Annotated in this window: 27 protein-coding genes; 14 read left to right on the plus strand and 13 right to left on the minus strand. The window is 56.4% G+C overall.

All coding sequences use genetic code 11. The features are described from left to right. Positions 1-10: 10 nt before the first annotated feature. Positions 11-1,558 (minus strand): methyl-accepting chemotaxis protein, encoded by a 1,548-nt coding sequence (locus tag INF77_RS06015; protein ID WP_045260793.1) that lies wholly within the window; start codon positions 1,556-1,558, stop codon positions 11-13. 219 nt (positions 1,559-1,777) lie between these two features. Between INF77_RS06015 and INF77_RS06020 the strand changes: the two genes are divergently transcribed. Next, positions 1,778-2,818, plus strand: coding sequence for an aldo/keto reductase (locus INF77_RS06020; protein ID WP_047367399.1), 1,041 nt, complete (start codon positions 1,778-1,780; stop codon positions 2,816-2,818). A 65-nt stretch (positions 2,819-2,883) separates the two neighbouring features. On the opposite strand, the gene INF77_RS06025 is transcribed toward INF77_RS06020, so the two are convergent. Continuing rightward, a complete protein-coding gene (locus INF77_RS06025) occupies positions 2,884-3,372 on the minus strand; it encodes a TIGR00645 family protein (protein ID WP_003862473.1) in 489 nt (162 codons plus the stop codon). A gap of 81 nt (positions 3,373-3,453) precedes the next feature. Continuing rightward, a complete protein-coding gene (locus INF77_RS06030; RefSeq protein WP_041908140.1) occupies positions 3,454-3,957 on the minus strand; it encodes an ESA_00282 family adhesion-associated protein in 504 nt (167 codons plus the stop codon). Between the two features lie 103 nt (positions 3,958-4,060). Between INF77_RS06030 and INF77_RS06035 the strand changes: the two genes are divergently transcribed. The 4 genes from INF77_RS06035 to INF77_RS06050 all read left to right on the plus strand — a co-directional run bounded on the left by INF77_RS06035 (position 4,061) and on the right by INF77_RS06050 (position 5,856). Then, entirely contained in the window at positions 4,061-4,465 is a 405-nt protein-coding gene (locus INF77_RS06035) for a hypothetical protein (RefSeq protein ID WP_041908138.1), read from the plus strand. Position 4,466: 1 nt separating this feature from the next. Beyond that, positions 4,467-4,904, plus strand: coding sequence for a hypothetical protein (locus INF77_RS06040; RefSeq protein ID WP_063943081.1), 438 nt, complete (start codon positions 4,467-4,469; stop codon positions 4,902-4,904). 120 nt (positions 4,905-5,024) lie between these two features. Further along, positions 5,025-5,459 carry a polymorphic toxin type 44 domain-containing protein gene (locus INF77_RS06045; RefSeq protein WP_224066002.1) on the plus strand — a complete coding sequence of 145 codons (435 nt, stop codon included), beginning with the start codon at positions 5,025-5,027 and terminating at the stop codon, positions 5,457-5,459. After that, entirely contained in the window at positions 5,437-5,856 is a 420-nt protein-coding gene (locus INF77_RS06050) for a hypothetical protein (protein ID WP_028014415.1), read from the plus strand. Before INF77_RS06045 ends, INF77_RS06050 begins: the two co-directional genes overlap by 23 nt. A gap of 86 nt (positions 5,857-5,942) precedes the next feature. Here INF77_RS06050 and exbD read toward each other — a convergent pair whose 3' ends face one another. Further along, entirely contained in the window at positions 5,943-6,368 is a 426-nt protein-coding gene (gene exbD / locus INF77_RS06055) for a TonB system transport protein ExbD (protein ID WP_010435590.1), read from the minus strand. A gap of 4 nt (positions 6,369-6,372) precedes the next feature. Beyond that, the gene (gene exbB / locus INF77_RS06060) at positions 6,373-7,104 is read right to left on the minus strand and encodes a tol-pal system-associated acyl-CoA thioesterase (RefSeq protein WP_047367394.1); all 732 of its coding nucleotides are present in this window, start codon (positions 7,102-7,104) and stop codon (positions 6,373-6,375) included. A gap of 251 nt (positions 7,105-7,355) precedes the next feature. On the opposite strand from exbB, the gene metC reads away from it, so the two are divergent. Further along, positions 7,356-8,543: a cystathionine beta-lyase gene (gene metC / locus INF77_RS06065; RefSeq protein ID WP_193532084.1), complete on the plus strand. Its 1,188-nt coding sequence runs from the start codon at positions 7,356-7,358 to the stop codon at positions 8,541-8,543. A gap of 143 nt (positions 8,544-8,686) precedes the next feature. Further along, positions 8,687-9,346, plus strand: coding sequence for a DedA family general envelope maintenance protein YghB (gene yghB, locus INF77_RS06070; RefSeq protein WP_028014419.1), 660 nt, complete (start codon positions 8,687-8,689; stop codon positions 9,344-9,346). A 45-nt stretch (positions 9,347-9,391) separates the two neighbouring features. Here yghB and INF77_RS06075 read toward each other — a convergent pair whose 3' ends face one another. Further along, complete coding sequence (locus tag INF77_RS06075; RefSeq protein ID WP_047367392.1) at positions 9,392-10,291, minus strand: AraC family transcriptional regulator; 900 nt, start codon at positions 10,289-10,291, stop codon at positions 9,392-9,394. Between the two features lie 195 nt (positions 10,292-10,486). Here INF77_RS06075 and yqhD point away from each other — a divergent pair, with 195 nt between their 5' ends. Both yqhD and dkgA read left to right on the plus strand, forming a co-directional pair. After that, positions 10,487-11,650, plus strand: coding sequence for an alcohol dehydrogenase (gene yqhD / locus INF77_RS06080; protein ID WP_048959529.1), 1,164 nt, complete (start codon positions 10,487-10,489; stop codon positions 11,648-11,650). A 105-nt stretch (positions 11,651-11,755) separates the two neighbouring features. Further along, on the plus strand, positions 11,756-12,583 hold the full coding sequence (dkgA, locus tag INF77_RS06085) for a 2,5-didehydrogluconate reductase DkgA (protein ID WP_021242117.1): 828 nt from the start codon (positions 11,756-11,758) through the stop codon (positions 12,581-12,583). A gap of 73 nt (positions 12,584-12,656) precedes the next feature. On the opposite strand, the gene INF77_RS06090 is transcribed toward dkgA, so the two are convergent. The 5 genes from INF77_RS06090 to INF77_RS06110 all read right to left on the minus strand — a co-directional run bounded on the left by INF77_RS06090 (position 12,657) and on the right by INF77_RS06110 (position 20,109). Further along, positions 12,657-14,828 carry a YgiQ family radical SAM protein gene (locus tag INF77_RS06090; RefSeq protein ID WP_227413918.1) on the minus strand — a complete coding sequence of 724 codons (2,172 nt, stop codon included), beginning with the start codon at positions 14,826-14,828 and terminating at the stop codon, positions 12,657-12,659. A gap of 131 nt (positions 14,829-14,959) precedes the next feature. Continuing rightward, the gene (gene ftsP / locus INF77_RS06095; RefSeq protein WP_028014423.1) at positions 14,960-16,372 is read right to left on the minus strand and encodes a cell division protein FtsP; all 1,413 of its coding nucleotides are present in this window, start codon (positions 16,370-16,372) and stop codon (positions 14,960-14,962) included. 58 nt (positions 16,373-16,430) lie between these two features. Next, positions 16,431-17,168 (minus strand): 1-acylglycerol-3-phosphate O-acyltransferase, encoded by a 738-nt coding sequence (plsC, locus tag INF77_RS06100; protein ID WP_028014424.1) that lies wholly within the window; start codon positions 17,166-17,168, stop codon positions 16,431-16,433. Between the two features lie 162 nt (positions 17,169-17,330). Beyond that, positions 17,331-19,589 carry a DNA topoisomerase IV subunit A gene (gene parC, locus INF77_RS06105; RefSeq protein WP_193532085.1) on the minus strand — a complete coding sequence of 753 codons (2,259 nt, stop codon included), beginning with the start codon at positions 19,587-19,589 and terminating at the stop codon, positions 17,331-17,333. Positions 19,590-19,707: 118 nt separating this feature from the next. Continuing rightward, on the minus strand, positions 19,708-20,109 hold the full coding sequence (locus tag INF77_RS06110) for a YgiW/YdeI family stress tolerance OB fold protein (RefSeq protein ID WP_023309189.1): 402 nt from the start codon (positions 20,107-20,109) through the stop codon (positions 19,708-19,710). Between the two features lie 139 nt (positions 20,110-20,248). Here INF77_RS06110 and qseB point away from each other — a divergent pair, with 139 nt between their 5' ends. From qseB to lysM, 5 genes are all read left to right on the plus strand, one after another. Then, positions 20,249-20,908, plus strand: a complete 660-nt coding sequence (gene qseB, locus INF77_RS06115) for a quorum sensing response regulator transcription factor QseB (protein WP_047364588.1) — start codon at positions 20,249-20,251, stop codon at positions 20,906-20,908. Further along, a complete protein-coding gene (qseC, locus tag INF77_RS06120) occupies positions 20,905-22,242 on the plus strand; it encodes a quorum sensing histidine kinase QseC (RefSeq protein WP_193532086.1) in 1,338 nt (445 codons plus the stop codon). Before qseB ends, qseC begins: the two co-directional genes overlap by 4 nt. A gap of 105 nt (positions 22,243-22,347) precedes the next feature. Continuing rightward, a complete protein-coding gene (locus INF77_RS06125) occupies positions 22,348-22,929 on the plus strand; it encodes an NAD(P)H-dependent oxidoreductase (RefSeq protein ID WP_024906501.1) in 582 nt (193 codons plus the stop codon). 31 nt (positions 22,930-22,960) lie between these two features. Continuing rightward, positions 22,961-23,275: a putative quinol monooxygenase gene (locus tag INF77_RS06130; RefSeq protein WP_008502984.1), complete on the plus strand. Its 315-nt coding sequence runs from the start codon at positions 22,961-22,963 to the stop codon at positions 23,273-23,275. Positions 23,276-23,360: 85 nt separating this feature from the next. Further along, positions 23,361-23,801, plus strand: a complete 441-nt coding sequence (gene lysM, locus INF77_RS06135) for a peptidoglycan-binding protein LysM (protein ID WP_028014428.1) — start codon at positions 23,361-23,363, stop codon at positions 23,799-23,801. Between the two features lie 32 nt (positions 23,802-23,833). On the opposite strand, the gene INF77_RS06140 is transcribed toward lysM, so the two are convergent. Continuing rightward, a complete protein-coding gene (locus INF77_RS06140; protein WP_193532087.1) occupies positions 23,834-25,021 on the minus strand; it encodes a glycoside hydrolase family 88 protein in 1,188 nt (395 codons plus the stop codon). 17 nt (positions 25,022-25,038) lie between these two features. Continuing rightward, positions 25,039-26,304: an oligosaccharide MFS transporter gene (locus INF77_RS06145; RefSeq protein ID WP_193532088.1), complete on the minus strand. Its 1,266-nt coding sequence runs from the start codon at positions 26,302-26,304 to the stop codon at positions 25,039-25,041. Between the last annotated feature and the right edge of the window lie 9 nt (positions 26,305-26,313).

The raw sequence follows: 26,313 nt of genomic DNA on the forward strand, positions 1-26,313 counted from the left end.
GCCTGTTGTGTTATGCCGTCAGGCGGAACTTCTGCACCGAGCGTTGAAGCTCTTCGGTCTGGCGTTCCAGCGCTGCGGCTGCCGCGGAAACCTCTTCGACCAGCGAGGCGTTCTGCTGGGTGACGCCGTCCATCTGCGTAATGGCAATCCCGACCTGCGAAATGCCCTTACTTTGCTCCTCAGAAGCCGACGCGATTTGCTTCATAATGGTCGTCACCTCCGTCACGTCGCGCAAAATCGCATCCATGGTGGTGCCGGTGTCGCTCACCAGCTGCGCACCCTGCTCGACGCGGGTCACGGAATCGGTAATCAGACCCTCAATTTCTTTTGCCGCATTGGCGCTGCGGCTTGCCAGGTTGCGGACTTCACCCGCCACCACGGCGAATCCACGCCCCTGCTCGCCCGCGCGCGCCGCTTCTACGGCCGCATTGAGCGCCAGAATATTGGTCTGGAAGGCAATGCTGTTGATGACGTTGGTGATTTCAGCAATTTTCTTCGAGCTTTCCGAAATACCGCTCATGGTGGTGACCACCTCTTCCACCAGCGAGCCGCCGCGGCTGGCGGTGGTTGAGGCCACATCGGCAAGCTGGCTGGCCTGACGCGCGCTTTCGGCGTTCAGCTTCACGGTAGCGGTCAGCTGTTCCATGCTGGCCGCCGTCTCTTCCAGCGCGGCAGCCTGCTCTTCGGTACGGGAAGAGAGATCGTTGTTGCCGCTGGAGATCTCCGTCGCGCCGCGCCAGATATTCTCACTGCCGGAGCGAATGGTGCTGACCGCTTCACGCAGGCTGTCCTGCATGGCGCTCAGCAACGGCACCAACTGTCCCACGCAGTTGCGGCCGAAAGGCGCAATGGGCTGGCTGAGATCGCCCTGGGCAATCTGGCGAAACTGCTGGCGAATGCGCTCCAGCGGTTTGACCAGCATCGCCACCAGGTAGCGGTCGGTAAAGAGCAGGATCAGCAGGCCGATAATGGTGGCGACGATAATAACCGTGCGGGTCATGCTGGTCAGGCCGTCGACCACCATGCGGGTGCTGTCGAGCGTCTTCGCGGCGGCATTATTGAACTTCTCGGCGGCGGCACCGAACGCACGGCTTAGCGGCGGCGTAACGTTGTTGGCCTGCTGGCGGTAGCCGTCCAGGGTCGCCTGCTTCGCCTGCTCCATTTGCGGCGTCACGCCCTGTTCAAGCAGCGCCTGCCAGGCACCGATCACCTGTGCAGAGACCTGCTCATCCATTGGGCCAGGCGAGATCGCCTTCATTTCGGCCAGTTTCTTACCCATGTTGTCCAGCGCCTGTTGGGCAGAGGACAAATCCGGCGTGCCGCCAGCGGCTTTGACCTCCATGGCGCGGCTCAGACGGGTCACAAAGCGGAAATACTGATCGTTGCCCTGGCTGAGCACCATCATCTGTTTAACCAGCTGGCGATCGACTTCATTGCCGTCTGATACCCGTGACAGGGACCAGGTGCTGTACAGCCCGACGCCCGCCCACATTAAACAAAAAATCCCGAGGATCGTCAGCATGACGAAACGGATCGTGAAATTACGGAGCATATTCATAAGTCTTCCTTGCCGTGAGGGTGAATTCGCCCAGAGGCGAGTGCTACTCTCGTTATCGGCAGGGTGCAGGGAAATTATAACCTTTTGTGATTATTTTTAGTTAGCGTGGCTTCACAGGTCGCACAGCCACCGTTAACCCTTATCTTCGCACGACATCATGTGATAAGTTCAGAATGAAAACGACGTTTCAAAAAATCATCTATAAGAAAAGGAGACATCATGTCCTGGTACCCTGACGCTACCCGCTACGAGAATATGCAGTACCGCTACTGTGGCAAGAGCGGCCTGCGCCTGCCCGCGCTGTCGCTGGGCCTGTGGCATAGCTTCGGCCACGTTCAGCCCCTTGATTCCCAGCGCGCGCTGCTGCGTAAAGCCTTCGACCTCGGTATTACCCATTTCGATCTTGCCAACAACTACGGACCGCCTGCGGGAAGCGCGGAAGAGAACTTTGGCCGCCTGCTGCGTGAGGACTTTGCCCGGTATCGCGACGAGCTGATTATCTCCACTAAAGCCGGTTACGACATGTGGCCAGGCCCGTACGGTTCAGGCGGCTCACGCAAGTATCTGCTCGCCAGTCTCGACCAGAGCCTGAAACGTATGGGCATCGAATACGTGGATATTTTCTATTCCCACCGCGTGGATGAAAATACGCCAATGGAAGAGACGGCCTCCGCGCTGGCTCATGCTGTTCAGAGTGGGAAAGCGCTGTACGTGGGCATTTCCTCCTACTCTACCGAGCGCACACAAAAAATGGCCGCGCTGCTGCACGAGTGGAAGATCCCGCTGCTGATCCACCAGCCGTCCTATAACCTGCTTAACCGCTGGGTCGATAAAACCGGCTTGCTGGATACGCTGGAAGCAAACGGCACGGGGTGTATCGCCTTTACCCCGCTGGCGCAGGGTCTGCTGACCGGAAAATACCTGAACGGTATTCCGGAAGGTTCTCGCATGCAGCGCGAGGGGAACAAAGTGCGCGGCCTGACGCAGAAAATGCTGACGGAAGCTAACCTGAACAGTCTTCGTCTGCTTAATGAGATGGCGCAGGCGCGCGGGCAGACAATGGCGCAGATGGCGCTGAGCTGGCTGCTGAAAGATGCTCGCGTGACGTCGGTGCTGATTGGCGCGAGCCGCCCGGAACAGCTGGAGGAGAATGTTCAGGCGCTGGGTAATCTGCGCTTTACTGAAGATGAACTGACGCGGATTGACCAGCACGTGGCGGACGGGGAACTGAATTTGTGGCAGGCGTCGTCGGATAAATAGTGTGGTTCGTTGCTTTCTCCCCTCACCCTAACCCNNGGGTTAGGGTGAGGGGAGAAATGTGTACCTTATTTCTTACTGATCTTATCCAGATACCCCATCACAAACGCCGACAGCACAAACGTCAGGTGGATAATCACATACCACATCAGCTTATTATCCGGGACGTTTTTCGCGTCCATAAACACGCGTAACAGGTGGATAGAGGAGATTGCCACTATAGATGCCGCAACTTTATTCTTCAGCGACGAGGCGTCCATTTTCCCCAGCCAGCTGAGCTTTTCTTTATGCTCGGCGATATCAAGCTGAGAGACGAAGTTCTCATAACCGGAGAACATCACCATCACCAGTAAGCCGCCCACCAGCGTCATATCCACCAGCGACAGCAGAACCAGAATTAAATCGGCTTCCGCCACGGAGAAAATGTTCGGCAATACGTGGAAAATCTCCTGGAAGAACTTGATCGTCAGGGCGACCAGCGCCAGGGAAAGACCGAAATAGACGGGTGCGAGCAGCCAGCGAGAGGCATACATTGCGTTTTCAAAGAAGCGTTCCATAAAATCCTGTCTGCAAACGAAACCAGCGCTCAGTATATCTCAACGGCGCTGACTGTTTGCAAGAACTAACCAGTACGCCACTCAGACGTCGTCCGGGTTAACCTCAGGACGCGCATACTCCGGCCAGACCAGCACCACCAGCTCCGGGTAGGCTTCCAGGCTAAACTCGCGAAAACACTGGCGAAGGTTTAATACGTCCAGGTCGGAATACGAGACCTTCTCACCGTTAAGACAGCGCTTTTTGATGTTGTCGTAATATTTATAAACCGCTGAATTCAGATCGCTACAGCGACGCTGCGCCTCAAACAGACCGGGCGTGTCATTAATTTCCGACATTTTCATGCGCTTAATTGTCGCGTGTAAGAAGTCGATATATTCATGATTCACCCGCCAGTACCAGACAGGCGTAACGGAGTTCATCAAAACAGAGAAATGATCTTCTCCTTCCTCTTTTGTCATCAGTTCAGGTTGTGGCGGTTCACTGGTGTCTTTCGACACTTTCGTTTTATTGAACTCCTGCATCAATAAAAGCACACCAGCGGTCAGTAATAGTAATGTGATGACCGTAAAAAAGATGCTATTCATGGGTTGGCTCCATTTTTTTTGATTTTAAAATTGCCTCATGATATTGTCAACGAATCTCACGCCTTTACCAACCCCACCCTGTTGAAATTAAAGGAAATTAAAAATGCTGCCCGACTATCTCGTCCCGGCTAAGTACCACATTACGCCTGTGGAACAGCAACCGACGGAAGAAGAAAAAAAGGCCAGTTTCACTCAGGGGAAAAGAAAGCTCTCTGATTTCGAGCCTGATATATTAATTGGAGTTTCTCACACTGGCAAATCCCGTAATATGCTGCTGGAAGAGCACGATCGCCATATAAAAGACCGCTTATTTCGCGCTATAAAAATTGAAGCCTTCGTCCACCTGCTGAATGACCTGCAGGCAGAAGGCGAAATAGATGCGCAGAAACTAAGTCAAATAATGGCTGAAAAAACGAAAGAAATAAATGAGGCCGGCAATGAAATTTGGCTTAATCTAATTACGCGAGAAAAAAACAACCCTATTTTTTATACCCTGGGGGAAGATTAACGTGAAAGAAGTTAAAGACAATAACGTTTATTTGACTTTAGATGATAAAAAAAGTGATGAATTTATCTTAAAGCAAAATCTCGAAGCATTAAAAAAGAGTAAAAATGAAGAAATGACACGTATTACCCAGGATCTGGTATCGATCCCGGCCACGCTCGTGCGCCTGAAATGGCAGAACCGCCGCGAAATATACCCGTTACAGGTGAAAGAAGAGATCTACGGTGCCGTGATGAATGCCATCATTGAGCAGCGCCCGGAGCTGAAAGAGAAGCTTCTGGGACGTCTGGAGGCAAATTATCAGTATCTGCTGGCGAGAGAGACCGCGACGCTGCGCCTGACCCGTAAACTGTCTGAGGGGGATTATCACACCTCAAACGTCACCCACGTCGCGCTTGATGAAGACGCGCTGGCAACCCGCCCCCCCGAAACTAAAAGCTAAATACTCTTTTCTTCTTCCTGTTCGCAGAAAATCACAACTCCTGCGCGCTTGTTGTAATACGATTGCGCGCAGAAAAAATCACCGACTTAAATGATGTGTATCAATGTTCAAGGATTGATCATGGGTAAATATCCCCAAAAATCAAACTGCAAGGATGCAATTATGGCTGTACTGCCTCTCATGCCGACCAGAGGAACGAGCATTGTTTTAGACAACATGCGCGAAGCCAGCACGCATAGCGTGGGACGTAATATGGCGCTACCGCAAACCTATTACTGGTTTTATCAACAGGTCAGAAATCATGGTCCGTGGGATTACAAACAACAGCGCCGTGACCTGGCTAATTTTGGTAATTTTAATTATGGTGCTACCGGGTTTGCAGCGGGTATACCAGAAAAAATGCTTTATATGGGCGCAGGTTTCGCGCAAAGCAGGGCTGGAACATCAAACCCACAGTGGGGAGCATGGTACGGTGAACTACCTTATGGGGATGACCCGCACGACCAGTTTTGGATTAAACAAGGAATTGATTATGCCAGGCAGCACGGTTATTAAATGGTTGCATCGCGCGCTGACTGTCGCACTACTCGTTTTTGTGGTATTTCAGTATTACGCCAGCCAGCCGCCAGATGATGAACTTTATTCAGAACAACAAATTACATCTGATATGTATTTATACATCACTAAGTACAAGGGCGGAGGAGCGACGGTTTCAGACGTGTACCGCTATTATCTTGACGCTAAGCATCAGGTAAACCCGCTTAACCATCTGAAAAAGAGGACACCGTTTATGGTTGCTGATACCGGCAGCGCCAGAATCACTGGGTACGGTTCGCACGTCAACGCAACCATTACCGGACGTATTTATTCGTTTACTAATTCAGATCTCTTTTACGCCGGTAATGTGGCTATCATGCCCGTTATCAACCTCAACGCGACCGGAACACGTTGAGAGGAAACCATATACGCTATTACTCGTTAGATTGACCGTGCTCCCTCACACACAATGAAAAAAGCTGGCTTTCGCCAGCTTCCTTATCACTTCGCGGCCGCTTTTTCTTCGCCGACCAGACCAATCTTCAGGTACCCCGCCTGATGCAGCGTGTCCATCACCCTCATCATGGTTTCATAGTCGACGGTCTTATCTGCACGGAAGAAGACGGTGGTGTCTTTCTTGCCGCCGGTAAGCTGATCCAGCGCCGGAATGACTGACGCATCCGTGACCGGGTCGTTACCCAGGAACATGGATTTATCCGCTTTCACCGACAAATAAATTGGCTTTTCCGGGCGCGGCTGCGGCTGGCTGGATGAGGCCGGGAGATTCACCTTCACGTCGACCGTCGCCAGGGGTGCAGCCACCATAAAGATAATCAGCAGAACCAGCATGACGTCGATAAACGGCGTCACGTTGATTTCGTGCATTTCGCCGTTATCGTCCAGATTTTCGTTTAGACGCATTGCCATACAATCAACCTACGCGCAGTTTAGACGCCGCATGCACCGGCTTCACGGCGCTGGCATTCAGGTCGAGATCGCGGCTTTGCAGCAGCAGAACCTGAGCGGCAACGTCGCCGAGCGTGGCTTTGTAGTTGCCGATCATACGCGCGAAAATGTTGTAGATAACCACCGCCGGAATTGCCGCGACCAGACCGATTGCCGTCGCCAGCAGCGCTTCCGCGATACCCGGGGCCACTACCGCCAGGTTGGTGGTTTGGGTCTGAGCAATGCCGATAAAGCTGTTCATGATGCCCCAGACCGTACCGAAAAGACCGATGAACGGTGAAATCGCGCCGATGGTCGCCAGATACCCATTGCCGCGTCCCATGTGTCGGCCAACGGCCGCAACGCGACGCTCCAGACGGAAACCGGTACGCTCTTTAATGCCTTCGTTATCTTCACTGCCGGCGGAGAGTTCCAGCTCGTTCTGAGCTTCATTCACTAACAGGGTGGTCAGGCTTTTCGGGTGGAAGGATGAGGTCATCTCAGAAGCCTGATCCAGAGAGCGGGCGTCTGCCAGCTGCTGCTGTTCCCGCTTGAGGCGACGCTTCTGCGAAAGCAGCTCGGCGCTTTTGCTGAAGAAGATAGCCCAGGTGACAACGGACGCCAGAATCAGGCCGATCATCACAATCTTAACCACGATGTCAGCATGATGATACATGCCCCAAACGGAGAGATCCGTCTGCATCAAATTATTACCCACTCTGTATCTCCAGGACGCAAATCACAAAATCTGAACGTAATAATATCAAAAAGCCGTCGAATTGATAGTCGTTCTCATTAGTATTTACATGGTGCCGTAATTTTCGCTCAGTTTCCTTGCGCTTACGCAGTAAAAATTTCTTATGCGCTTTTTTGCTAATATTTTCTGCTTATTCGATAAGCATGCGGGTGCAGTTTTTTACAATCGTGGTAGTCTGGACGTCCAGACGTATAAAAACAGGGTTAGCGAACATGACCAAGAAGCATCTTGATACCACGCTGGTGCAGGCGGGACGCAGCAAGAAATACACTCAGGGATCGGTCAACAGCGTGATTCAACGCGCCTCCTCGCTGGTGTTTGATACCGTTGAGGAGAAAAAAATCGCCACGCGTAACCGCGCAAAAGGTGGGCTGTTCTACGGTCGCCGCGGCACGCTAACCCATTTTTCGCTGCAGGAAGCGATGTGCGAGCTGGAGGGGGGCGCAGGCTGCGCGTTGTTCCCGTGCGGTGCGGCGGCGGTCGCCAACACCATTCTGGCGTTTGTGGAACAGGGCGACCATATCCTGATGACCAACACCGCCTATGAACCCAGCCAGGATTTCTGCACCAAAATTCTCAGCAAGCTCGGCGTGACCACCAGCTGGTTTGACCCGCTGATTGGTGAAGGCATTGCTGAACTTATCCAGCCAAACACGCGCATTGTGTTCCTGGAATCTCCTGGCTCCATCACCATGGAAGTGCACGACGTTCCGGCTATCGTGAAGGCCGTGCGCAGCAAAGCGCCAGAGGCGATTATCATGATCGACAACACCTGGGCGGCAGGTGTGCTGTTTAAGGCGCTGGAATTCGATATTGATATCTCGATTCAGGCGGCAACGAAATACCTGATTGGACACTCTGACGGGATGATTGGCACCGCGGTTTCCAACGCGCGCTGCTGGGACCAGCTGCGGGAAAATGCCTACCTGATGGGCCAGATGGTGGATGCAGACACGGCATACATGACCAGCCGGGGCATTCGTACGCTCGGCGTGCGTCTGCGTCAGCATCATGAAAGTAGCCTGAAAATCGCTGAATGGCTGGCGCAGCATCCGCAGGTTGAGCGCGTGAACCATCCGGCGCTGCCGGGTAGTAAAGGCCATGAGTTCTGGCAACGTGACTTTACGGGCAGCAGCGGGCTGTTCTCGTTTGTGCTTAAAAAACGGCTAAGTAATGACGAGCTGGCAAGCTATCTGGATAATTTTGCCCTCTTCAGCATGGCCTACTCCTGGGGCGGTTTTGAATCTCTGATCCTGCCGAATCAGCCGGAGCAGATCGCGGCCCTGCGCCCCGGTGGTGAAGTGGACTTCAGCGGCACCCTCATTAGATTGCATATCGGTTTAGAAAATGTGGACGATTTAATTGCGGATTTATCTGCAGGCTTTGAACGTATCGTGTAGAGTGCGGGCTGAAAATGTACTCCCCGGACGCATTTGTGAACACTGCAAGCAGAAAAGTCTGCATGAGTTGCGCCTGCGATCAATCCCGACAGGTGAAATTGGGAGTACAATAGCGTTATCTCTGCTGTTCCACAGGAAAGTCCATGGCTGTTATTCAAGATATTATCGCGGCGCTCTGGCAACATGATTTTGCCGCCCTGGCGGATCCCCACGTTGTAGGCGTCGTCTATTTCGTGATGTTCGCGACGCTGTTTCTGGAAAATGGATTACTGCCAGCCTCGTTTTTACCCGGTGACAGTTTGCTTTTGCTTGCCGGGGCGCTGATCGGCAAAGGCGTCATGGACTTTACGCCAACGATGGTTATCCTTACCTCCGCCGCGAGCCTGGGCTGCTGGCTGAGCTATCTGCAGGGCCGCTGGCTGGGGAACACGCGCGTGGTGAAGGGCTGGCTGGCGCAGTTACCGCATAAATATCACCAGCGTGCGACCTGTATGTTTGACCGCCACGGCCTGCTGGCGCTACTCGCCGGGCGTTTCCTGGCGTTTGTTCGCACCCTTCTGCCCACCATGGCGGGTATTTCCGGGCTGTCTAACCGCCGCTTCCAGTTCTTCAACTGGCTGAGCGCCCTGCTGTGGGTTGGCGTGGTCACCACCCTCGGCTACGCGCTGAACATGATCCCCTTTGTGAAGCACCATGAAGATCAGGTGATGACCTTCCTGATGATCCTGCCGATATTCCTGCTGGTTGCTGGGCTGGTGGGTACCATTGCGGTGGTGATTAAGAAAAAGTATTGCAGTGCATAAACAAAAGCCGGGTGGCGCTACCGCTTACCCGGCCTACGTTTCCCCTCAGGCGCCCTGCATCGTTCTTATACGTGAGGCATCTTCTCCCGGCGTGACGCCGAAATAGCGCTTAAACTCCCGACTGAACTGCGACGCACTTTCGTAGCCGACGCGCATGGCCGCCGCGCTGGCCTTCATGCCGTCGTGGATCATCAACATCCGTGCCTTATGCAAACGGTAGGTTTTGAGGTACTGCAGCGGCGAGGTACTGGTCACCGACTTAAAGTTGTGGTGAAACGCCGAAACGCTCATGTTCGCTTCCGCCGCCAGCTGGTCAACGCTGAGGTTCTCCGTGTACTGGCTTTCAATACGCTTGAGCACGCGGCTGATCAGGCTGAAGTGGGTCTGTCGGCTCACCAGCGCGAGTAACGCCCCGCCGCCCGGCCCCAACAGCACGTGGTAAAGAATTTCGCGGATAATCTGCTTGCCGAGAATACGCGCGTCCAGCGGCCTTTCCATGACGTCCAGCAGGCGCTCAATGGCGCAGAGGATCTCTTCCGACAGCGTCGCCGAGTTAATCCCGCTGGAGGCCATCGACGGCTGGAAAAGCTCGTCTTCGCCAATCTCCATCAGCAGCTCCTGCAGTTGAAGAATATCGACGTTGACGCGAATACCCGCCAGCGGGACCGCCTCTGTCGCGAAGGTTTCACATTCGAAGGGTAAAGGTACCGTCAGGAGCAGATATTCATTGGTGTCGTAGCGGAACACCCGCTCGTTGATATAGCCAATCTTATGGCCTGAAAAGAGAAAAACGATGCCCGGCTGGTACATCACCGGCGTGCGCGTCCCGGGCTGCGTGCCGTAGAGCAGGCGAATGTCCGGCAGCAGGTCGCCAACATTATTTTCTTTATCTATCAGCCTTTTAATCTGCGAGGTAAGCTGAAGGCAGATCGCTTCACGGTTCATTTTACGTTACTCCGGGTACGGTTTCCGACCCTCACAGTCTGCGCATTTTTACGAAGTTTCTCCAGCGCTCTGTAGAAATGGGCAAGACATCGGCAGGAATGTGCATTGAGAGCCTGGCCCCGGACGGCCACAATGAGCAGCATCAGGTAGCCATCAGCGCCACCACGGTTTTTCACCCACTAAAGGGAACGAGCAATGAACAACTTTAATCTTCACACCCCAACCCGCATTCTGTTTGGTAAAGACGCTATCGCCGACCTGCGCGCGCAGATCCCTGCTGACGCCCGCGTGCTGATCACCTACGGTGGCGGCAGCGTGAAAAAAACCGGCGTGCTGGATCAAGTTTACAGCGCTCTGGACGGACTGGACGTGCGTGAGTTCGGCGGCATTGAGCCAAACCCGTCTTACGAAACGCTGATGAACGCGGTGAAAATCGCCCGCGAAGAAAACATAACCTTCCTGCTGGCGGTCGGCGGCGGCTCCGTGCTGGACGGCACTAAATTCATCGCGGCAGCAGCGCACTACGCTGATGGCATCGATCCGTGGCACATCCTGGAAACCCGCGGCAGCGACATCAAAAGCGCTATCCCGATGGGATCCGTATTGACCCTGCCAGCGACGGGTTCTGAATCCAACAAGGGCGCGGTGATCTCCCGCAAAACCACCGGCGACAAGCAGGCCTTTATGAACGAACACGTTCAGCCTGTCTTTGCCATTCTGGATCCGGTTTACACCTACACCCTGCCCGCGCGTCAGGTGGCGAACGGCGTGGTCGATGCCTTTGTACACACCGTCGAGCAGTACGTGACCTACCCTGTTAATGCCAAAATTCAGGATCGCTTCGCGGAAGGCATTCTGCTGACGCTGATTGAAGACGGCCCGAAAGCGCTGAAAGAGCCGGAAAACTACGACGTGCGTGCCAACATCATGTGGGCCGCGACGCAGGCGCTGAACGGCCTGATCGGCGCTGGCGTGCCGCAGGACTGGGCAACCCATATGCTGGGCCACGAGCTGACGGCGATGCACGGCCTGGACCACGCCCAGACGCTGGCCGTTGTGCTGCCTGCGCTGTGGAACGAAAAACGGGATACCAAGCGCGCCAAACTGCTGCAGTACGCCGAGCGCGTGTGGAACATCACCGAGGGTTCTGACGATGCGCGTATTGATGCCGCCATTGCAGCGACCCGTAACTTCTTTGAAAGCCTGGGCGTGCCAACGCGTTTGTCCGGCTACGGCCTGGACGGCAGCTCCATCCCTGCCCTGCTGGCAAAACTCGAAGAGCACGGCATGACCCAGTTGGGCGAGCACGGTGACATTACGCTGGACGTCAGCCGTCGGATCTACGAAGCGGCACGCTAAGCGTTTTTGGCATCCTGACTTTCGTTTTTTGACATTTCGTCCAGACTTAATGCACACCCCATCGCCGGAGTCCCCCTCCGGCGATGCGCACCTGAAGGAGGAAAAATGGCAAACCAAACCGTAATCAAGCTGCAGGACGGCAACGTGATGCCCCAGTTGGGGCTAGGTGTATGGAAAGCCGGTAACGACGAGGTCGTCTCCGCCATTCATAAAGCACTCGAAGTCGGCTATCGGTCGATTGATACCGCCGCCGCGTACAAAAACGAGGACGGCGTGGGGACCGCGCTGGCCAGCGCCGGCGTCCCCCGCGATGAGCTGTTCATCACCACTAAACTGTGGAACGACGATCAAAAGCGCCCCCGCGAAGCGTTGCAGGAGAGCCTGGAGAAACTCCAGCTTGATTTCGTCGATCTGTACCTGATGCACTGGCCGGTTCCGGCCATCGACCATTACGTTGACGCCTGGAAAGGGATGATTGAACTGCAGAAAGAGGGGCTGGTGAAAAGCATCGGCGTCTGTAACTTCCAGGTGCATCACCTGCAGCGCCTGATTGACGAAACGGGCGTCGCTCCGGTGATTAACCAGATCGAGCTGCACCCGCTGCTGCAGCAGCGCCAGCTTCACGCCTGGAACGCCACCCACAAGATCCAGACCGAGTCCTGGAGCCCGCTGGCGCAGGGCGGTGAAGGCGTGTTCGATCAGAAAATCATCCGCGACCTGGCGGATAAATACGGCAAAACCCCGGCGCAGATCGTCATTCGCTGGCATCTGGACAACGGCCTGGTGGTGATCCCGAAATCGGTCACGCCGTCGCGCATTGCCGAGAACTTCGACGTCTGGGATTTCCGACTGGACAAAGACGAGCTGGGTGAAATTGCGAAGCTGGATAAAGGTAAGCGGCTTGGGCCGGACCCGGATCAGTTTGGCGGGTAATCGCGTTAAAACGCCGGGTGGCGGCTTCGCCTTACCCGACCTACAAAAAACCCCGGCAAGCCGGGGTTTTCTTTTACGCTTTACGCTTCACAGGTTTCTTCACACTGGAATTACCGTTCGAACGCTGATGCACAATCGGCGTATGTTTGGTCAGCGCCGGGCGCGTATTGCGGTTCTGGCGACGCGCTTCGCGCATCTCATCCAGCGTAGGAGCCGGAACCAGGCAGTCGCGGCGCGAGCCAATAAGGTGTTTTTTGCCCATATCTTCCAGCGCCTGGCGGATCAGCGGCCAGTTTTTCGGGTCGTGGTAACGCAGCAGCGCCTTATGCAGACGACGCTGTTTATCCCCTTTCGGCACCACCACCTCTTCACTCTTGTAGCCAATCTTACTCAGCGGATTTTTGCCGGTGTAATACATGGTCGTCGAGTTGGCGAGCGGTGAAGGATAGAAGTTCTGCACCTGATCCAGACGGAAGCGACGCTGCTTCAGCCACAGCGCCAGGTTCACCATGTCTTCATCGCGCGTGCCAGGGTGCGCGGAGATGAAGTACGGGATTAAATACTGCTCTTTGCCCGCCTGCTTCGAGTAGGTGTCGAACAGCTGCTTAAAGCGATCGTAGCTGCCCATGCCCGGCTTCATCATCTTCGACAGCGGGCCTTCTTCGGTGTGCTCCGGCGCAATCTTCAGATAACCGCCGACGTGGTGCGTCGCTAGCTCTTTGATATAGCGAGGATCTTCCACGGCGATGTCGTAACGCACCCCGGAGGCGATGAGGATCTTTTTGATGCCCTTCAGGTCGCGCGCGCGGCGGTAGAGGTTGATCGTCGGCTCGTGGTTAGTATCCATGTGCTCGCAAATGCTCGGGTAGACGCAGGAGAGACGACGGCAGGTCTGCTCCGCGCGCGGCGACTTGCAGCGCAGCATATACATGTTCGCGGTTGGGCCGCCGAGATCGGAGATCACGCCGGTAAAGCCCGGCACCGAGTCGCGAATGGCTTCGATCTCATTGATGATCGAATCCTCAGAGCGGCTCTGGATAATACGGCCTTCGTGTTCGGTAATGGAGCAGAAGGAGCAGCCGCCGAAGCAGCCGCGCATGATGTTGATCGAGAAGCGGATCATCTCATACGCCGGGATACGGGCGTTGCCGTACGCCGGGTGTGGCACGCGCTTGTACGGCAGCGCAAAGACGCTGTCCATCTCTTCGGTGGAGAGCGGGATCGCCGGTGGGTTGATCCAGATGAAGCGCTCGCCGTGCTTCTGCATTAGCGCGCGGGCGCAGCCCGGGTTGGTTTCATGGTGCAGAATACGGGACGCGTGCGCGTAGAGCACCTTGTCGGCTTTCACCTTCTCGTAGGACGGCAGCAGCACGTAGGTCTTTCCCCACGGCTTCGGACGCGGCGGCTGCACAACGATAGCCTTCGCTTCCGCTTTCTTCGGTTCAACCGGCTTGTTATCGGCACACGGCAGATCTTCACCGTACGGGTGCGGGATCGGGTCGATTTTGCCCGGCATATCAATAATGCGTGAATCCACCCCGCTCCAGCCCGGCAGCGCTTCTTTCACCATGATCGCAGTATTGCGCACGTCGCGGATGCTGCTTACCGGCTCGCCCTGCGACAGACGGTGCGCCACTTCCACCAGCGGACGCTCGCCGTTACCGTAAATCAGCATGTCGGCCTTGGAGTCCACCAGCACCGAGCGGCGCACGGTATCTGACCAGTAGTCGTAGTGCGCGGTGCGGCGCAGGCTCGCCTCGATGCCGCCGAGGATCACCGGCACGTCTTTCCAGGCTTCTTTGCAGCGCTGGGTATAAACCAGGGTCGCGCGGTCCGGACGTTTGCCCGCCACGTTATCCGGCGTGTAGGCGTCGTCATGGCGCAGCTTACGGTCGGCGGTATAGCGGTTGATCATCGAGTCCATGTTGCCGGCGGTCACGCCGAAGAACAGGTTTGGTTTTCCCAGACGCATGAAGTCGTCTTTGCTGTTCCAGTCGGGCTGGGAGATGATCCCCACGCGGAAGCCCTGCGCTTCGAGCATACGGCCACAGATGGCCATGCCGAAGCTCGGGTGGTCAACGTAGGCATCGCCCGTGACCAGAATGATATCGCAGCTGTCCCAGCCCAGTTGGTCCATCTCTTCCCGGGACATCGGCAGGAACGGCGCCGGTCCAAAGCAGGCCGCCCAGTACTGGGGCCAGGAGAAGAGGTCACGATCCGGCTGGATCAGGGAAATTGCGCTCATAGTGCTTCCGAAGAAAAAATAGACAAAAGGGCGGGGATTATACGCTGGAACATTGTGGGAAATGAAGGGGTATTATGCGGGCTGTTGCCCTCACCCCAACCCTCTCCCACAGGGAGAGGGAGAAAAGCACGTTACGGCGCCGGATTCACCAGCATCTGCCCCACGGAACCCCTGTCCATCATCTCCAACGTCTGGCTGTGGAACAGGAACGGGAAGTGCGGCCACGAAGGCTGACCATAGTAGACAAGCAGTTCAACCTGGCCGTCCACCCACACGGTATCTTTCCAGCCGCGATCTTCCGGGAACGGCATCGCGCCATTAACGTTGCGGATCAGGAATGACACACCTTCAATATGGAACGACTGCGGCATGTCTGACCGGACCGTCCAGCGCTCCCAGGTGCCCTGCTGAGCGGTGATATCAATGCGATTTACATCCCACAGCGCGCCGTTGATGCCCGGATCGTCGCCCAGGCTGATATCACGGCTGCGCACCGGCGAGCCGCTCATGATCTCCTGCGGCAGCAGGCGCATCGGCAGGCTATCGGTGACCAACGGCAGCAGGCCGGTTGGACGCAGAGTAAGCACCAGCGTGGAGACCAGAATGCTCGACGGCTCAAAGAACCCGCGAATACGGTCAACGATGCTCGCGGCTTCACCACAGGTGACGGAGACTTCGTCCCCGTTGGTCATATCCACCAGAATTTCACGACGTTCACCCGGCGCCAGCGCAAGCTGTTTAACGGAGACCGGCGCAGGTAAAAAGCCCTGGTCGCCGGAGATCACGTGCAGCGGGCGGCCATCGCTCATCTGCAGCTGATAGCGACGCGAGTTAGAGGCGTTGAGCAGGCGCAGGCGCACCCAGCCGCGGGACACTTCCACGTACGGGCTCTGCGCGCCGTTAACCAGCAAGGTATCGCCGACGAAGCCACCGCTGCCCGGCTCGCTGTACTCCGGCGTGCCGAAGTTATCCAGACGTTTGTCCTGAATAATGACCGGGAAATCGTCCACGCCGTAGTGGTTCGGGATCGGCAGAGATTTACTGACCTCATCTTCCACCAGCCACATGCCGGCCAGACCGTTATAGACCTGCTGCGCCGTACGGTTAGGGGTATTGGCGTGATACCACAGGGTTGCCGCGCTCTGGCGAATCGGCAGGACGGGCGCCCAGTCGGCGTTGGGGGACATCATTCGCGCCGCGCCGCCAATCAAAGGGCCAGGAACCTGTAAGCCGCTGATGGTCATGGCAACATTTTCCGCCGTACGGTTGCTGTAAATGAGCTTAACGTCATCGCCGTTCCACACGCGGATGGTCGGCCCGAGGTAGCGCCCGTTAATGCCCCACACCGGCGCGCGCGTGCCCTGGGTAAAGGACCAGTGGCTGCGCTGAAGCGTGAGGAAAAGCGGCTGCCCGCGACGGGATTCAATCAACGGCGGAATGGGCAGCGGCTGCTGCTGCCCGGCGGCGCTGGCTGTCAGCGGCATCGCACCCGCACAAAGGGCAATCCCCGAAGCCTGAATAAACTGACGCCGACTGAGTGACATATAAGCTCCATCTGAAACGACTAACAACGCGGGAATTCTTTTTCCCTTTAACGCCGAATTAAACCTTACCGGCGGCTTCTCTTTCTGCGACTTCTTTATCCAGCAGCGCAATATGCTGAGCCATGAGCTCGCGGCAGTGTGCTGCCAGTTCGCGCACCTGGTCTTTACCGTATTTGCTGGTATCGACGGGTGGCAGCATTTCGACAATCACCAGACCATTATTCAGGCGGTTAAGATTAATCTTATTAGAAGTATTGGAAACGCACACGGGAATAATTGGAACACCTGCCGCAATTGCGGCATGAAACGCGCCGGTTTTAAACGGCAGCAGGCCGCGGCCGCGGCTGCGCGTCCCTTCCGGGAACATCCAGATTGAGATCCGGCGCTTTTTAAAATGATTCACCACTTCTGCAATGGTGCCGTGCGCTTTTGCACGGTTGTTACGGTCGATCAGCAGGTTACCGGTCAGCCAGTACAGCTGGCCAAAAAACGGGATCCACAGCAGGCTTTTTTTCCCCACCGTCACGGTCGGAGGCAGAACAATATTGGAGGCCGTCACCATATCGTAGTTGTTCTGATGGTTGGCGATATAGATGGCGTTACCGAAGTTCTCCGCTCCTTCAGGCAGGCGTTTTTCAACCTTCAGACCAAACAGCGGCGCAAGGCGACCGAACATATGGCCAAAGGTGGCAACATGCTTCGGATTACGCGGGCTGAACAGGCAGTAAATAGAGCCGAAAATACAGACCAGAATGCAGTAAATAACGGTAAGAATGAGACGAACAATGTATAGCATAGCGACCTCTGAAGCCCTGACAGCTGACAATTATACTTCACCTGTGGCCAGGTAAGGACTTTATTACGAGCGCGTATTGTTAATCGCAACGCACGAATTAACAACGATTTTACGGGAAATTTTATTGAAATACCCCCTCCGGACAGAGGGGGTGTTATGACATTACTCTTCGCTGTCGCCCGCGCTGCTGCGCGCAGGCGAATCAATATCCACGCGGTCGATACGCTGCAGGCCGCGCATCAGCGAACCGCGGCGACCGCGCTCGCCCACCACTTTCTGCAGCTCCTCCGGGCGAAGCTTGATTTTACGCTTGCCAACGTGGATGGTCAGCGTGCTCTGCGGCGGCAGCAGGAAGAGGTGCGCCAGGCCATCTTCACCTTTCGCGGCTTCCGCCGACGGGATGTTGATGATCTTGTTGCCCTTACCTTTCGACAGCTCCGGCAGATCGCTGACCGGGAACATCAGCATGCGTCCGGCAGAGGTGATCGCCAGCAGCATGTCGCTCTCGTTCTCAATCACCAGCGGTGTCATCACGCGGGCATTGTCCGGCAGGCTGATCAGCGCTTTACCGGCACGGTTACGCGACACGAGGTCGTTAAAGGTACAGATAAAGCCGTAGCCCGCATCGGACGCCATCAGCAGCTTCTGGTCGTCGGCCTCCATCAGCATGTGGTCAACCGTTGCGCCCGGCGGCAGCGTCAACTTACCGGTGAGCGGTTCGCCCTGGCCGCGCGCGGAAGGCAGCGTGATCGGGTCGATAGCGTAGCTGCGGCCCGTGGAGTCGATAAACGCCACCGGCTGGTTGCTCTTGCCTTTCACCGCCGCTTTAAAGCTATCGCCCGCTTTGTAGCTCAGACCCGGCGCGTCGATATCGTGGCCTTTGGCGCTGCGCACCCAGCCGCTCTGGGACAGGACAATGGTCACCGGCTCGGACGGCTGCATGTCGTGCTCGTTCATCGCCTTCGCTTCTTCGCGCTCGTGCAGCGGAGAACGACGGTCGTCGCCGAAGGCATCGGCATCCGCCTGCAGCTCTTTCTTCAGCAGGGTGTTCATCTTGCGTTCGGAGGCGAGGATCGCCTGCAGCTGATCGCGCTCTTTTTCCAGCTCGCTTTGCTCGCCGCGGATCTTCATCTCTTCCAGCTTAGCGAGATGGCGCAGCTTCAGTTCGAGGATCGCTTCGGCCTGGGTTTCGCTGATGCCAAAGCGCGACATCAGCGCAGGCTTCGGCTCGTCCTCGGTACGGATGATCTCAATCACTTCATCGATATTGAGGAACGCCACCAGCAAACCTTCGAGGATATGCAGGCGCTTAAGCACTTTCTCCAGACGATGGTTCAGACGACGGCGCACCGTATCGCGGCGGAACGTCAGCCACTCGCTGAGGATCTCCAGCAGGTTTTTCACCGCCGGACGACCGTCCAGACCAATCATGTTCAGGTTGATACGGTAGCTTTTTTCCAGATCGGTAGTGGCGAACAGGTGGTTCATCACCTGCTCCATGTCCACGCGGTTAGAGCGCGGCACGATCACCAGACGGGTCGGGTTCTCGTGGTCCGATTCGTCGCGCAGATCGTCCACCATCGGCAGCTTTTTATTGCGCATCTGGGCGGCGATCTGCTCCAGCACTTTGGCACCAGAAACCTGGTGCGGCAGCGCGGTGATCACCACGGCGCCGTCCTCTTTATTCCACACCGCGCGCATGCGCACGGAGCCGCGACCGTTCTGGTAGATTTTGCGGATTTCTGCACGCGAGGTGATGATCTCGGCTTCGGTCGGGTAATCCGGCCCCTGCACGATATCCAGCAGGTCGTCCAGCGAGGTTTTTGGCTGCTCGATCAGGGTGATGGCGGCTTTCGCCACTTCACGCAGGTTGTGCGGCGGAATGTCCGTCGCCATGCCGACCGCAATACCGGTGGTGCCGTTCAGCAGGATGTTCGGCAGACGCGCAGGCAGCATCTTCGGCTCCTGCAGCGTACCGTCGAAGTTTGGCACCCAGTCAACGGTTCCCTGACCCAGCTCGCCCAGCAGCACTTCGGCGTATTTGGACAGACGGGATTCGGTATAACGCATCGCTGCGAAGGATTTCGGATCGTCCGGCGCACCCCAGTTCCCCTGCCCGTCCACCAGCGGATATCGGTAAGAGAACGGCTGGGCCATCAGCACCATCGCTTCATAGCAGGCACTGTCGCCGTGCGGATGGTATTTACCCAGTACGTCACCGACGGTACGGGCGGATTTCTTGAACTTAGCGGTGGCGTTCAGCCCCAGTTCGGACATCGCATAGACGATGCGGCGCTGAACGGGCTTCAGGCCATCCCCGATAAACGGCAACGCCCTGTCCATGATGACGTACATGGAATAGTTCAGGTAGGCGTTTTCCGTGAATTCATGTAGCGCGAGGCGCTCTGCCATATCGCTCATTACGTGTGATTCCTCAACTCAGAAACCGAAGGGTTTCAGGCAATATTGCCGCAGATACTACCTCATCTGACGAATTGAGTCACAAAGAAAAAGGGCCGCATACGCGGCCCTTTTCGGGTTATTTGTTCAGCTTGATAACCTGCTTCACGTCGATTTCAAACTCGTTCCAGTCTTTGTCGACTTTACCCTGCAGTTCTACTTTATCCTGCGGGGTGACGGTCACGCCGTTCCAGCGCTTGTGGTCAATCTCAACCACCACCGTGCCGGACTCGTCGCGGAAGGTGTAGCGGTCATCGGACAGGCGCTCGGTAATGTTCCCGCGCAGCTTCACCCAGGCATCGTCCTTCAGATCTTTCACTTTAGCCGCGGTGGTGAGGTTGGCGTTGTTATCGACAAAACCGCCCTGCTGGGTTTGCGTCTGGGTCTGTGTCGCAGATGGGCCAGTAAAGCCGCCCTGTGCAGCAAAGACCGGCGCGGTGGTCATCATCATGATGGCAGCAATTGCAGCGAATTTTTTCATCTTCATCTCTCCCTTTAATGTCGTTTCGCAATCCATTAAACAGGGTAAACCTTAACAACTTCTTAAGGGGAAAATTTATTTATTTTTACTGTACAGCAGGCGCTTGCAGAGGGTTTACTGACGGCATCAAGGAGGGAACATGCGCATTTTACTGGTAGAAGACGACAGGTTAATCGGCGATGGCATCAAAGCAGGCTTAAGCAAACTGGGCTTTAGCGTGGACTGGTTTACCGACGGGAAAACCGGGCAGGCCGCGCTCGCCTCAGCGCCCTATGATGCCGTGGTGCTTGACCTGACCCTACCGGGAATTGACGGTCTGGAGATCCTGCGCGCCTGGCGCGAAAGCGGCCGCAGCGAGCCGGTACTGATCCTGACCGCGCGGGATGCGCTGAACCAGCGCGTTGAAGGGCTGCGCCTCGGTGCGGACGATTATCTCTGTAAGCCGTTCGCGCTGATAGAAGTGGCCGCCCGTCTGGAAGCGCTGGTGCGCCGCAGCCACGGCCAGACCCGCAGCGAGCTGCGCCACGGCAAGGTGACGCTCGATCCGGCAAGCCTTGTCGCCACGCTGGAGGGCGAAACGCTGACGCTTAAACCGAAAGAGTTCGCCCTGCTGGAGCTGCTGATGCGCAACGCGGGCCGGGTGCTGCCGCGCAAGCTGATCGAGGAAAAGCTTTATACCTGGGACGATGACGTCTCCAGCAACGCCGTCGAAGTCCATGTCCATCATTTACGCCGCAAGCTCGGGAGCGAGTTTATCCGCACCGTGCACGGCATCGGCTACACCCTGGGTGACGCATGAAGCTGAGCCTGAAGCTGCGCCTGACGCTCCTCTTTTTAGCGCTGTCTCTGACGGCCTGGTTTGCCGCCAGCCTGGTGGCGTGGCAGCAGACCACCCACAAGCTCGATAAGCTGTTCGACACCCAGCAGATGCTGTTTGCCAAACGGCTGCTGACGATGGATCTGGACGAGATCCGCGCGCCGGAGCGCATGCGCGAGGTGCCGAAAAAGGCCAAACACGGGCATCTGGACGATGACGCACTGGCCTTCGCTATTTACGCTTCAGACGGCACGATGCTCCTTAACGACGGCGAAAACGGGCGCGATATCCCGTATCACTATCGTCGTGACGGCTTTGATGACGGACGGCTTCAGGATGACAACGATGAATGGCGCTTTTTATGGCTGACGTCGCCAGACGGAAAATACCGCGTGGTGGTCGGCCAGGAGTGGGAGTACCGGCAGGATATGGCGCTGGACGTGGTCAGCTCGCAGCTGACGCCGTGGCTGGTGGCGCTGCCGGTGATGCTGCTGTTGCTTATTGTCCTGCTGAGCCGGGAGCTGAAGCCCCTTAAAAAGCTGGCCCAGACCCTGCGCTCCCGCTCGCCGGACGCCACCGACGCCCTGCCCACTCAGGGCGTGCCGGCGGAAGTGCGCCCCCTGCTCGACTCGCTGAACCATCTTTTTACCCGTACCCAGGAGATGATGACCCGCGAGCGCCGCTTTACCTCCGACGCCGCCCACGAGCTGCGCAGCCCGCTGGCGGCGCTGAAGGTGCAAACCGACGTGGCGCAGCTTTCTCAGGACGATCCGCAGGCGCAGGAAAAAGCGCTGGCGCAGCTGCACGCGGGTATCGACCGCGCCTCCCGGCTGGTGGATCAGCTCCTCACCCTGTCGCGCCTGGACTCGCTGGATAGCCTGGACGGCGTAGAACAGATAGCGATGGCTGACCTGCTGCAGTCTGCGGTAATGGATACTTATCCTTCGGCACAGCAGGCGGGTATTGATATTCGCCTGCACATCAACGCGCCGGAGGTGACCCGAACGGGTCAGCAACTGCTTCTGAGCCTGCTGGCACGCAACCTGCTGGATAACGCCACCCGCTACAGCCCGCGCGGCAGCGTGGTAGACGTGACGCTGAACACCCGTAGCGTTACCGTGCGCGACAATGGCCCGGGCATTTCGCCCGATGCGCTGGCGCGTCTCGGCGAGCGCTTTTATCGTCCACCGGGTCAGGACGCCACGGGCAGCGGGCTGGGGCTATCCATTGTGAAACGCATTGCCGCGCTGCACGGCATGCGCGTCTCACTGGGCAATGCGCCAGAAGGCGGCTTTGAAGTGAAGGTTAACTGGTAAGGGATTATTGCATTTAGCGCAAAAGACTTTGCACATTTTGCTTATTTTTCCGCTCCGTCCTCGCGCGTAGAATACCCGGCATACTCTCATCACCGAGGACAAATAATGAGCAATATTCTGATTATCAACGGCGCGAAAGAGTTCGCGCACTCTAAAGGCCAGCTGAATGACACCCTGACCGAGGTCGCGGACGGTTTCCTGCGCGACGCCGGGCATGATGTTAAGGTCGTGCGCGCGGACAGCAACTATGACGTGAAGGCCGAAGTGCAGAACTTCCTGTGGGCCGATGTGGTTATCTGGCAGATGCCGGGCTGGTGGATGGGCGCGCCGTGGACTGTGAAAAAGTACATGGACGACGTCTTCACTGAAGGTCATGGTTCGCTGTATGCCAGCGACGGACGCACCCGCTCAGACGCCTCTAAAAAATACGGCTCCGGCGGCCTGATTCAGGGCAAAAAATATATGCTCTCCCTTACCTGGAACGCCCCTCTGGAAGCCTTCACCGAAAAAGATCAGTTTTTCGAAGGCGTGGGCGTAGACGGCGCGTATCTGCCGTTCCACAAGGCGAACCAGTTCCTGGGGATGGATCCGCTGCCGACCTTTATCGTCAACGACGTGATTAAAATGCCTGACGTCCCGAGCTATATCGCAGAATATCGCAAGCATCTCGCGAAAATTTTTGCTTAACTGGTAGCCTGGAATTAAAGGAGTAGTAACCATGCTTACAGTAATCGCAGAAATCCGTACTCGTCCAGGTCAACATCACCGCCAGGCGGTGCTGGATCAGTTCGCGAAAATCATCCCAACCGTACTGAAAGAAGAAGGCTGCCACGGCTACGCGCCGATGGTGGACGCCGCTACCGACGCAAGCTTCCAGGCCACTGCGCCAGACTCCATTATCATGGTTGAGCAGTGGGAAACCGTCGCGCACCTTGAAGCACACCTGCAGACCGCGCACATGAAAGCGTGGAGCGATGCGGTGAAGGGTGACGTGCTGGAGACCCACATCCGTATTCTGGAGCAAGGGGTTTAAAACCTGCCTTCCCTCTCCTTCCGGGGAGGGAATTCTCTCTGACCTGCTATGCTTATTCTGACTTCATGATTAACAGGAGGATGGAATGGGTCTTTTTAACTTCGTGAAAGAAGCAGGCGAAAAGCTATGGGATAACCTGACCGACCACAAAGGTCAGAGCGACAAAATCACCGAGCACCTCAAGAAACTCAACATTCCCGGTTCAGACAAAGTTCAGGTTAACGTTACCGACGGCAAGGCCAGCGTGACGGGTGACGGGCTGACCCAGGAGCAGAAAGAAAAAATCCAGGTCGCCGTCGGCAACATCGCCGGCGTCAGCGAGGTGGAGAACAACATCACCACGACCGATGCCAAAGATGAAGCCACCTACTACACGGTAAAATCCGGCGACACCCTGAGCGCTATCTCCAAAACCGTGTACGGCGATGCCAACCAGTACAACAAGATTTTTGAGGCTAACCGCCCGATGCTCTCCAGCCCGGATAAAATCTACCCCGGCCAGACGCTGCGTATTCCTAAAGCGTGATCCGCGAGTCGGGGGTCGCCCCCCGACCGTTTTTACCAGTACAGTTTCCAGCTCTGCGTAAAGCGCACCAGCGCCTCCACGTAGAAGTAATCTCCCCAGCTCGCACACTCGTCCACCCCTTTGTTGCTCGCCAGGTGATAGACCGAGTGCTTCAGCAGCCCGGTGCCCTTCTCCTCTTTGCCCATCAGGTAGAGCTTCGTCAGCGACGACATAATGCCTTTGGCCCATTCCAGATAACGCTCCCGGTCCGGATCCGTCACGGGCAGGTGCTTCACCAGCTCCAGCAGCCCGCACACCGCAATCGCCGCCGAGGACGAATCGCGCAGCGCGTCGGTCCCCACCAGCGCCAGATCCCAGTGGCAGACGTAGTCTTCCGGGAGGCGGTTGAGGAAGTAGTTCGCCAGCCGCTTCGACAGGGCGATCATCGTCTCGTCGCCGGTATAGATATAGCTCAGCAGGAAGCCGTAAATCCCCCACGCCTGCCCGCGCGACCAGCAGGAGTCATCGGCATAGCCCTGCTGGGTATTGCCGTAGCGCGGCGCGCCGGTTTGTACGTCCATATAATAGGTGTGGAACGTGGAGGCATCGTCGCGGATGAGATAGTTTGCCGCCTGCATGACGTGCGCTTTTGCGGCGTCAGCAAAGCGCGGATCCCCCGTCTGCTCCGTCGCCCAGTAGAGCAGCGGCAGGTTCATGTTGCAGTCGATGATCATCCGTCCGGCCTGCTCCGGGTCTGAAAGATCGCCCCACGCCTGAATGATTTTCGCCTTCTCATGAAAGCGCTCCAGCAGGGCTTCAGCCGCCAGCAGGGAGAAACCGCGCGCCTCGCGGCTGCCGGTAAGTCTCCAGGCCGCCACACAGGAGAGCGTGTACAGGAAGCCCAGATCGTGAGTGTTGGTGTCGCTGCGCCCGGCGATGCGCAGGCCGAAGGTGCGCACGTGTTTTTCCGCCATCGAGCGGAATTTCTCCTCGCCGCTCATCTCCCACGCCAGCCACAGCTGGCCGGTCCAGAAGCTGGTTGTCCACTCTACGTTGTCGGTCAGCGGGTAATAACCGTTCCGGCAGGTTTCCGCCGGGAACTGCTCTCCGAATGCCGTTAAATGACGGCTAATCAACTCGAGGACGTGGCTACGCGCAGAGATCAGTTCATCGCTAAACAGGCGCGAGTCTACGGGAGCAGGAATGGCAGACAGGCGTTCCTCTCTGATACGACTTAACATATTTCGGTTCCTTGTGGTCAGCGTGATGAAGGTTCTGCTACGTTCAGCGGGCGGGGGCCGCGCCATTTGCTCTGGCAGGCGGATAACGTAAAGGCAGAAATAAAGGTAAAGATCAGCGCCGTCGCCCCCATGATGATATAGGTCTGTTCAAAGCCGATGCGGTCATACATATATCCGGCAGGCGAGGAAACCACCACGTTCCCCACGTACAGCATCGCCTGATAGCCCAGTAAATACATGGTGGCGTTCACGCGCTTGTCGAAATGCTCCGCAATATATTTAAAGACCGACACCAGCAGCAGGCAAATTTCTATACCGTATAGCGGCTTGAGCACGGAAATTAACAGATGCGAGTCGCACATCCCGGAAATAATCAAACGCGCCCCGACGATCAGCCCGACAATTAATAGCCCGCGCCTGGCGCCAATAAAGTTAACGAACAGCGGGACAACCATATACATGACGAATTCTATGCCCGACTGCACGGTACCGAGATAGCCAAACACCGCGTTGCCCTCATGAATATCGTCAAAGAAGGTAACGAAATAGCGCGAGAACTGCTGCTCGGCGATAAACATCATCCACGCCACGCCCGCCACGTACAGGCAAAAAGCCCAGAATTTACGGTTACGCAGCAGGGCGTACACATCTGCGGAGGCAATTTTCTCTTTGGTCAGTACCGCATCGGCATGAACGGAGTTAGTGTTCACTTTCAGGCTGAGCAGGACAACCAGCATCACGATCGACGTCACGCTGCCCATAATGAAGTTATAGGTCGGTGAGAGGTTGAACAGCAGGCCGGAGAAGGACGATGCCACCGCCCAGCCGAGCGAGCCCCACATACGAATTTGCCCGAACTCCATGCCGTTTAAGCGGCTGAAGCGGTCGGAATAAGATTCACACGCCGCCACGCCCGCATACCAGGCAAAGCTTAAATAGAGCGCGCCGATAACAATCCCCAGCAAGGTGCTGGACATTAACAGCGGCTGATAGACGTAAATAAAAAACGGCGCCATCAGGGCCGACATGGCGACCACAAAATAGAGCAGGTATTTGCTCATGCCGATTTTATCGAGAATATAGCCGTAGATGGGTTTGAGGATAACGGAAAATATTCCGTTCACCGCGAACACGGTTCCAATTACCGTCCCGCTGAGATTCGCTTTTTGACCCAGCCAGATCGCCAGCAGGCCAATACTCGCGGACCAGGTAAAGAAATAGAGAAAAATAAAGCTGCTGATTTTGTAATATTCGGTTCTGTTGGTTGTCGATGTATTTTTCATACCATCCTC

The organism is Enterobacter cloacae complex sp. P1B (genome assembly GCF_014982345.1).
In the GTDB taxonomy this organism is placed as follows: domain Bacteria; phylum Pseudomonadota; class Gammaproteobacteria; order Enterobacterales; family Enterobacteriaceae; genus Enterobacter; species Enterobacter bugandensis.

Bases quoted from the DNA above. Each gene is read 5' to 3' on its own strand.
- INF77_RS06015 (WP_045260793.1), bottom strand. From the start codon at position 1,558: ATGAATATGCTCCGTAATTTCACGATCCGTTTCGTCATGCTGACGATC.
- INF77_RS06020 (WP_047367399.1), top strand. From the start codon at position 1,778: ATGTCCTGGTACCCTGACGCTACCCGCTACGAGAATATGCAGTACCGC.
- INF77_RS06025 (WP_003862473.1), bottom strand. From the start codon at position 3,372: ATGGAACGCTTCTTTGAAAACGCAATGTATGCCTCTCGCTGGCTGCTC.
- INF77_RS06030 (WP_041908140.1), bottom strand. From the start codon at position 3,957: ATGAATAGCATCTTTTTTACGGTCATCACATTACTATTACTGACCGCT.
- INF77_RS06035 (WP_041908138.1), top strand. From the start codon at position 4,061: ATGCTGCCCGACTATCTCGTCCCGGCTAAGTACCACATTACGCCTGTG.
- INF77_RS06045 (WP_224066002.1), top strand. From the start codon at position 5,025: ATGGGTAAATATCCCCAAAAATCAAACTGCAAGGATGCAATTATGGCT.
- INF77_RS06050 (WP_028014415.1), top strand. From the start codon at position 5,437: ATGCCAGGCAGCACGGTTATTAAATGGTTGCATCGCGCGCTGACTGTC.
- exbD (WP_010435590.1), bottom strand. From the start codon at position 6,368: ATGGCAATGCGTCTAAACGAAAATCTGGACGATAACGGCGAAATGCAC.
- metC (WP_193532084.1), top strand. From the start codon at position 7,356: ATGACCAAGAAGCATCTTGATACCACGCTGGTGCAGGCGGGACGCAGC.
- yghB (WP_028014419.1), top strand. From the start codon at position 8,687: ATGGCTGTTATTCAAGATATTATCGCGGCGCTCTGGCAACATGATTTT.
- INF77_RS06075 (WP_047367392.1), bottom strand. From the start codon at position 10,291: ATGAACCGTGAAGCGATCTGCCTTCAGCTTACCTCGCAGATTAAAAGG.
- yqhD (WP_048959529.1), top strand. From the start codon at position 10,487: ATGAACAACTTTAATCTTCACACCCCAACCCGCATTCTGTTTGGTAAA.
- dkgA (WP_021242117.1), top strand. From the start codon at position 11,756: ATGGCAAACCAAACCGTAATCAAGCTGCAGGACGGCAACGTGATGCCC.
- INF77_RS06090 (WP_227413918.1), bottom strand. From the start codon at position 14,828: ATGAGCGCAATTTCCCTGATCCAGCCGGATCGTGACCTCTTCTCCTGG.
- ftsP (WP_028014423.1), bottom strand. From the start codon at position 16,372: ATGTCACTCAGTCGGCGTCAGTTTATTCAGGCTTCGGGGATTGCCCTT.
- plsC (WP_028014424.1), bottom strand. From the start codon at position 17,168: ATGCTATACATTGTTCGTCTCATTCTTACCGTTATTTACTGCATTCTG.
- parC (WP_193532085.1), bottom strand. From the start codon at position 19,589: ATGAGCGATATGGCAGAGCGCCTCGCGCTACATGAATTCACGGAAAAC.
- INF77_RS06110 (WP_023309189.1), bottom strand. From the start codon at position 20,109: ATGAAAAAATTCGCTGCAATTGCTGCCATCATGATGATGACCACCGCG.
- qseB (WP_047364588.1), top strand. From the start codon at position 20,249: ATGCGCATTTTACTGGTAGAAGACGACAGGTTAATCGGCGATGGCATC.
- qseC (WP_193532086.1), top strand. From the start codon at position 20,905: ATGAAGCTGAGCCTGAAGCTGCGCCTGACGCTCCTCTTTTTAGCGCTG.
- INF77_RS06125 (WP_024906501.1), top strand. From the start codon at position 22,348: ATGAGCAATATTCTGATTATCAACGGCGCGAAAGAGTTCGCGCACTCT.
- INF77_RS06130 (WP_008502984.1), top strand. From the start codon at position 22,961: ATGCTTACAGTAATCGCAGAAATCCGTACTCGTCCAGGTCAACATCAC.
- lysM (WP_028014428.1), top strand. From the start codon at position 23,361: ATGGGTCTTTTTAACTTCGTGAAAGAAGCAGGCGAAAAGCTATGGGAT.
- INF77_RS06140 (WP_193532087.1), bottom strand. From the start codon at position 25,021: ATGTTAAGTCGTATCAGAGAGGAACGCCTGTCTGCCATTCCTGCTCCC.
- INF77_RS06145 (WP_193532088.1), bottom strand. From the start codon at position 26,304: ATGAAAAATACATCGACAACCAACAGAACCGAATATTACAAAATCAGC.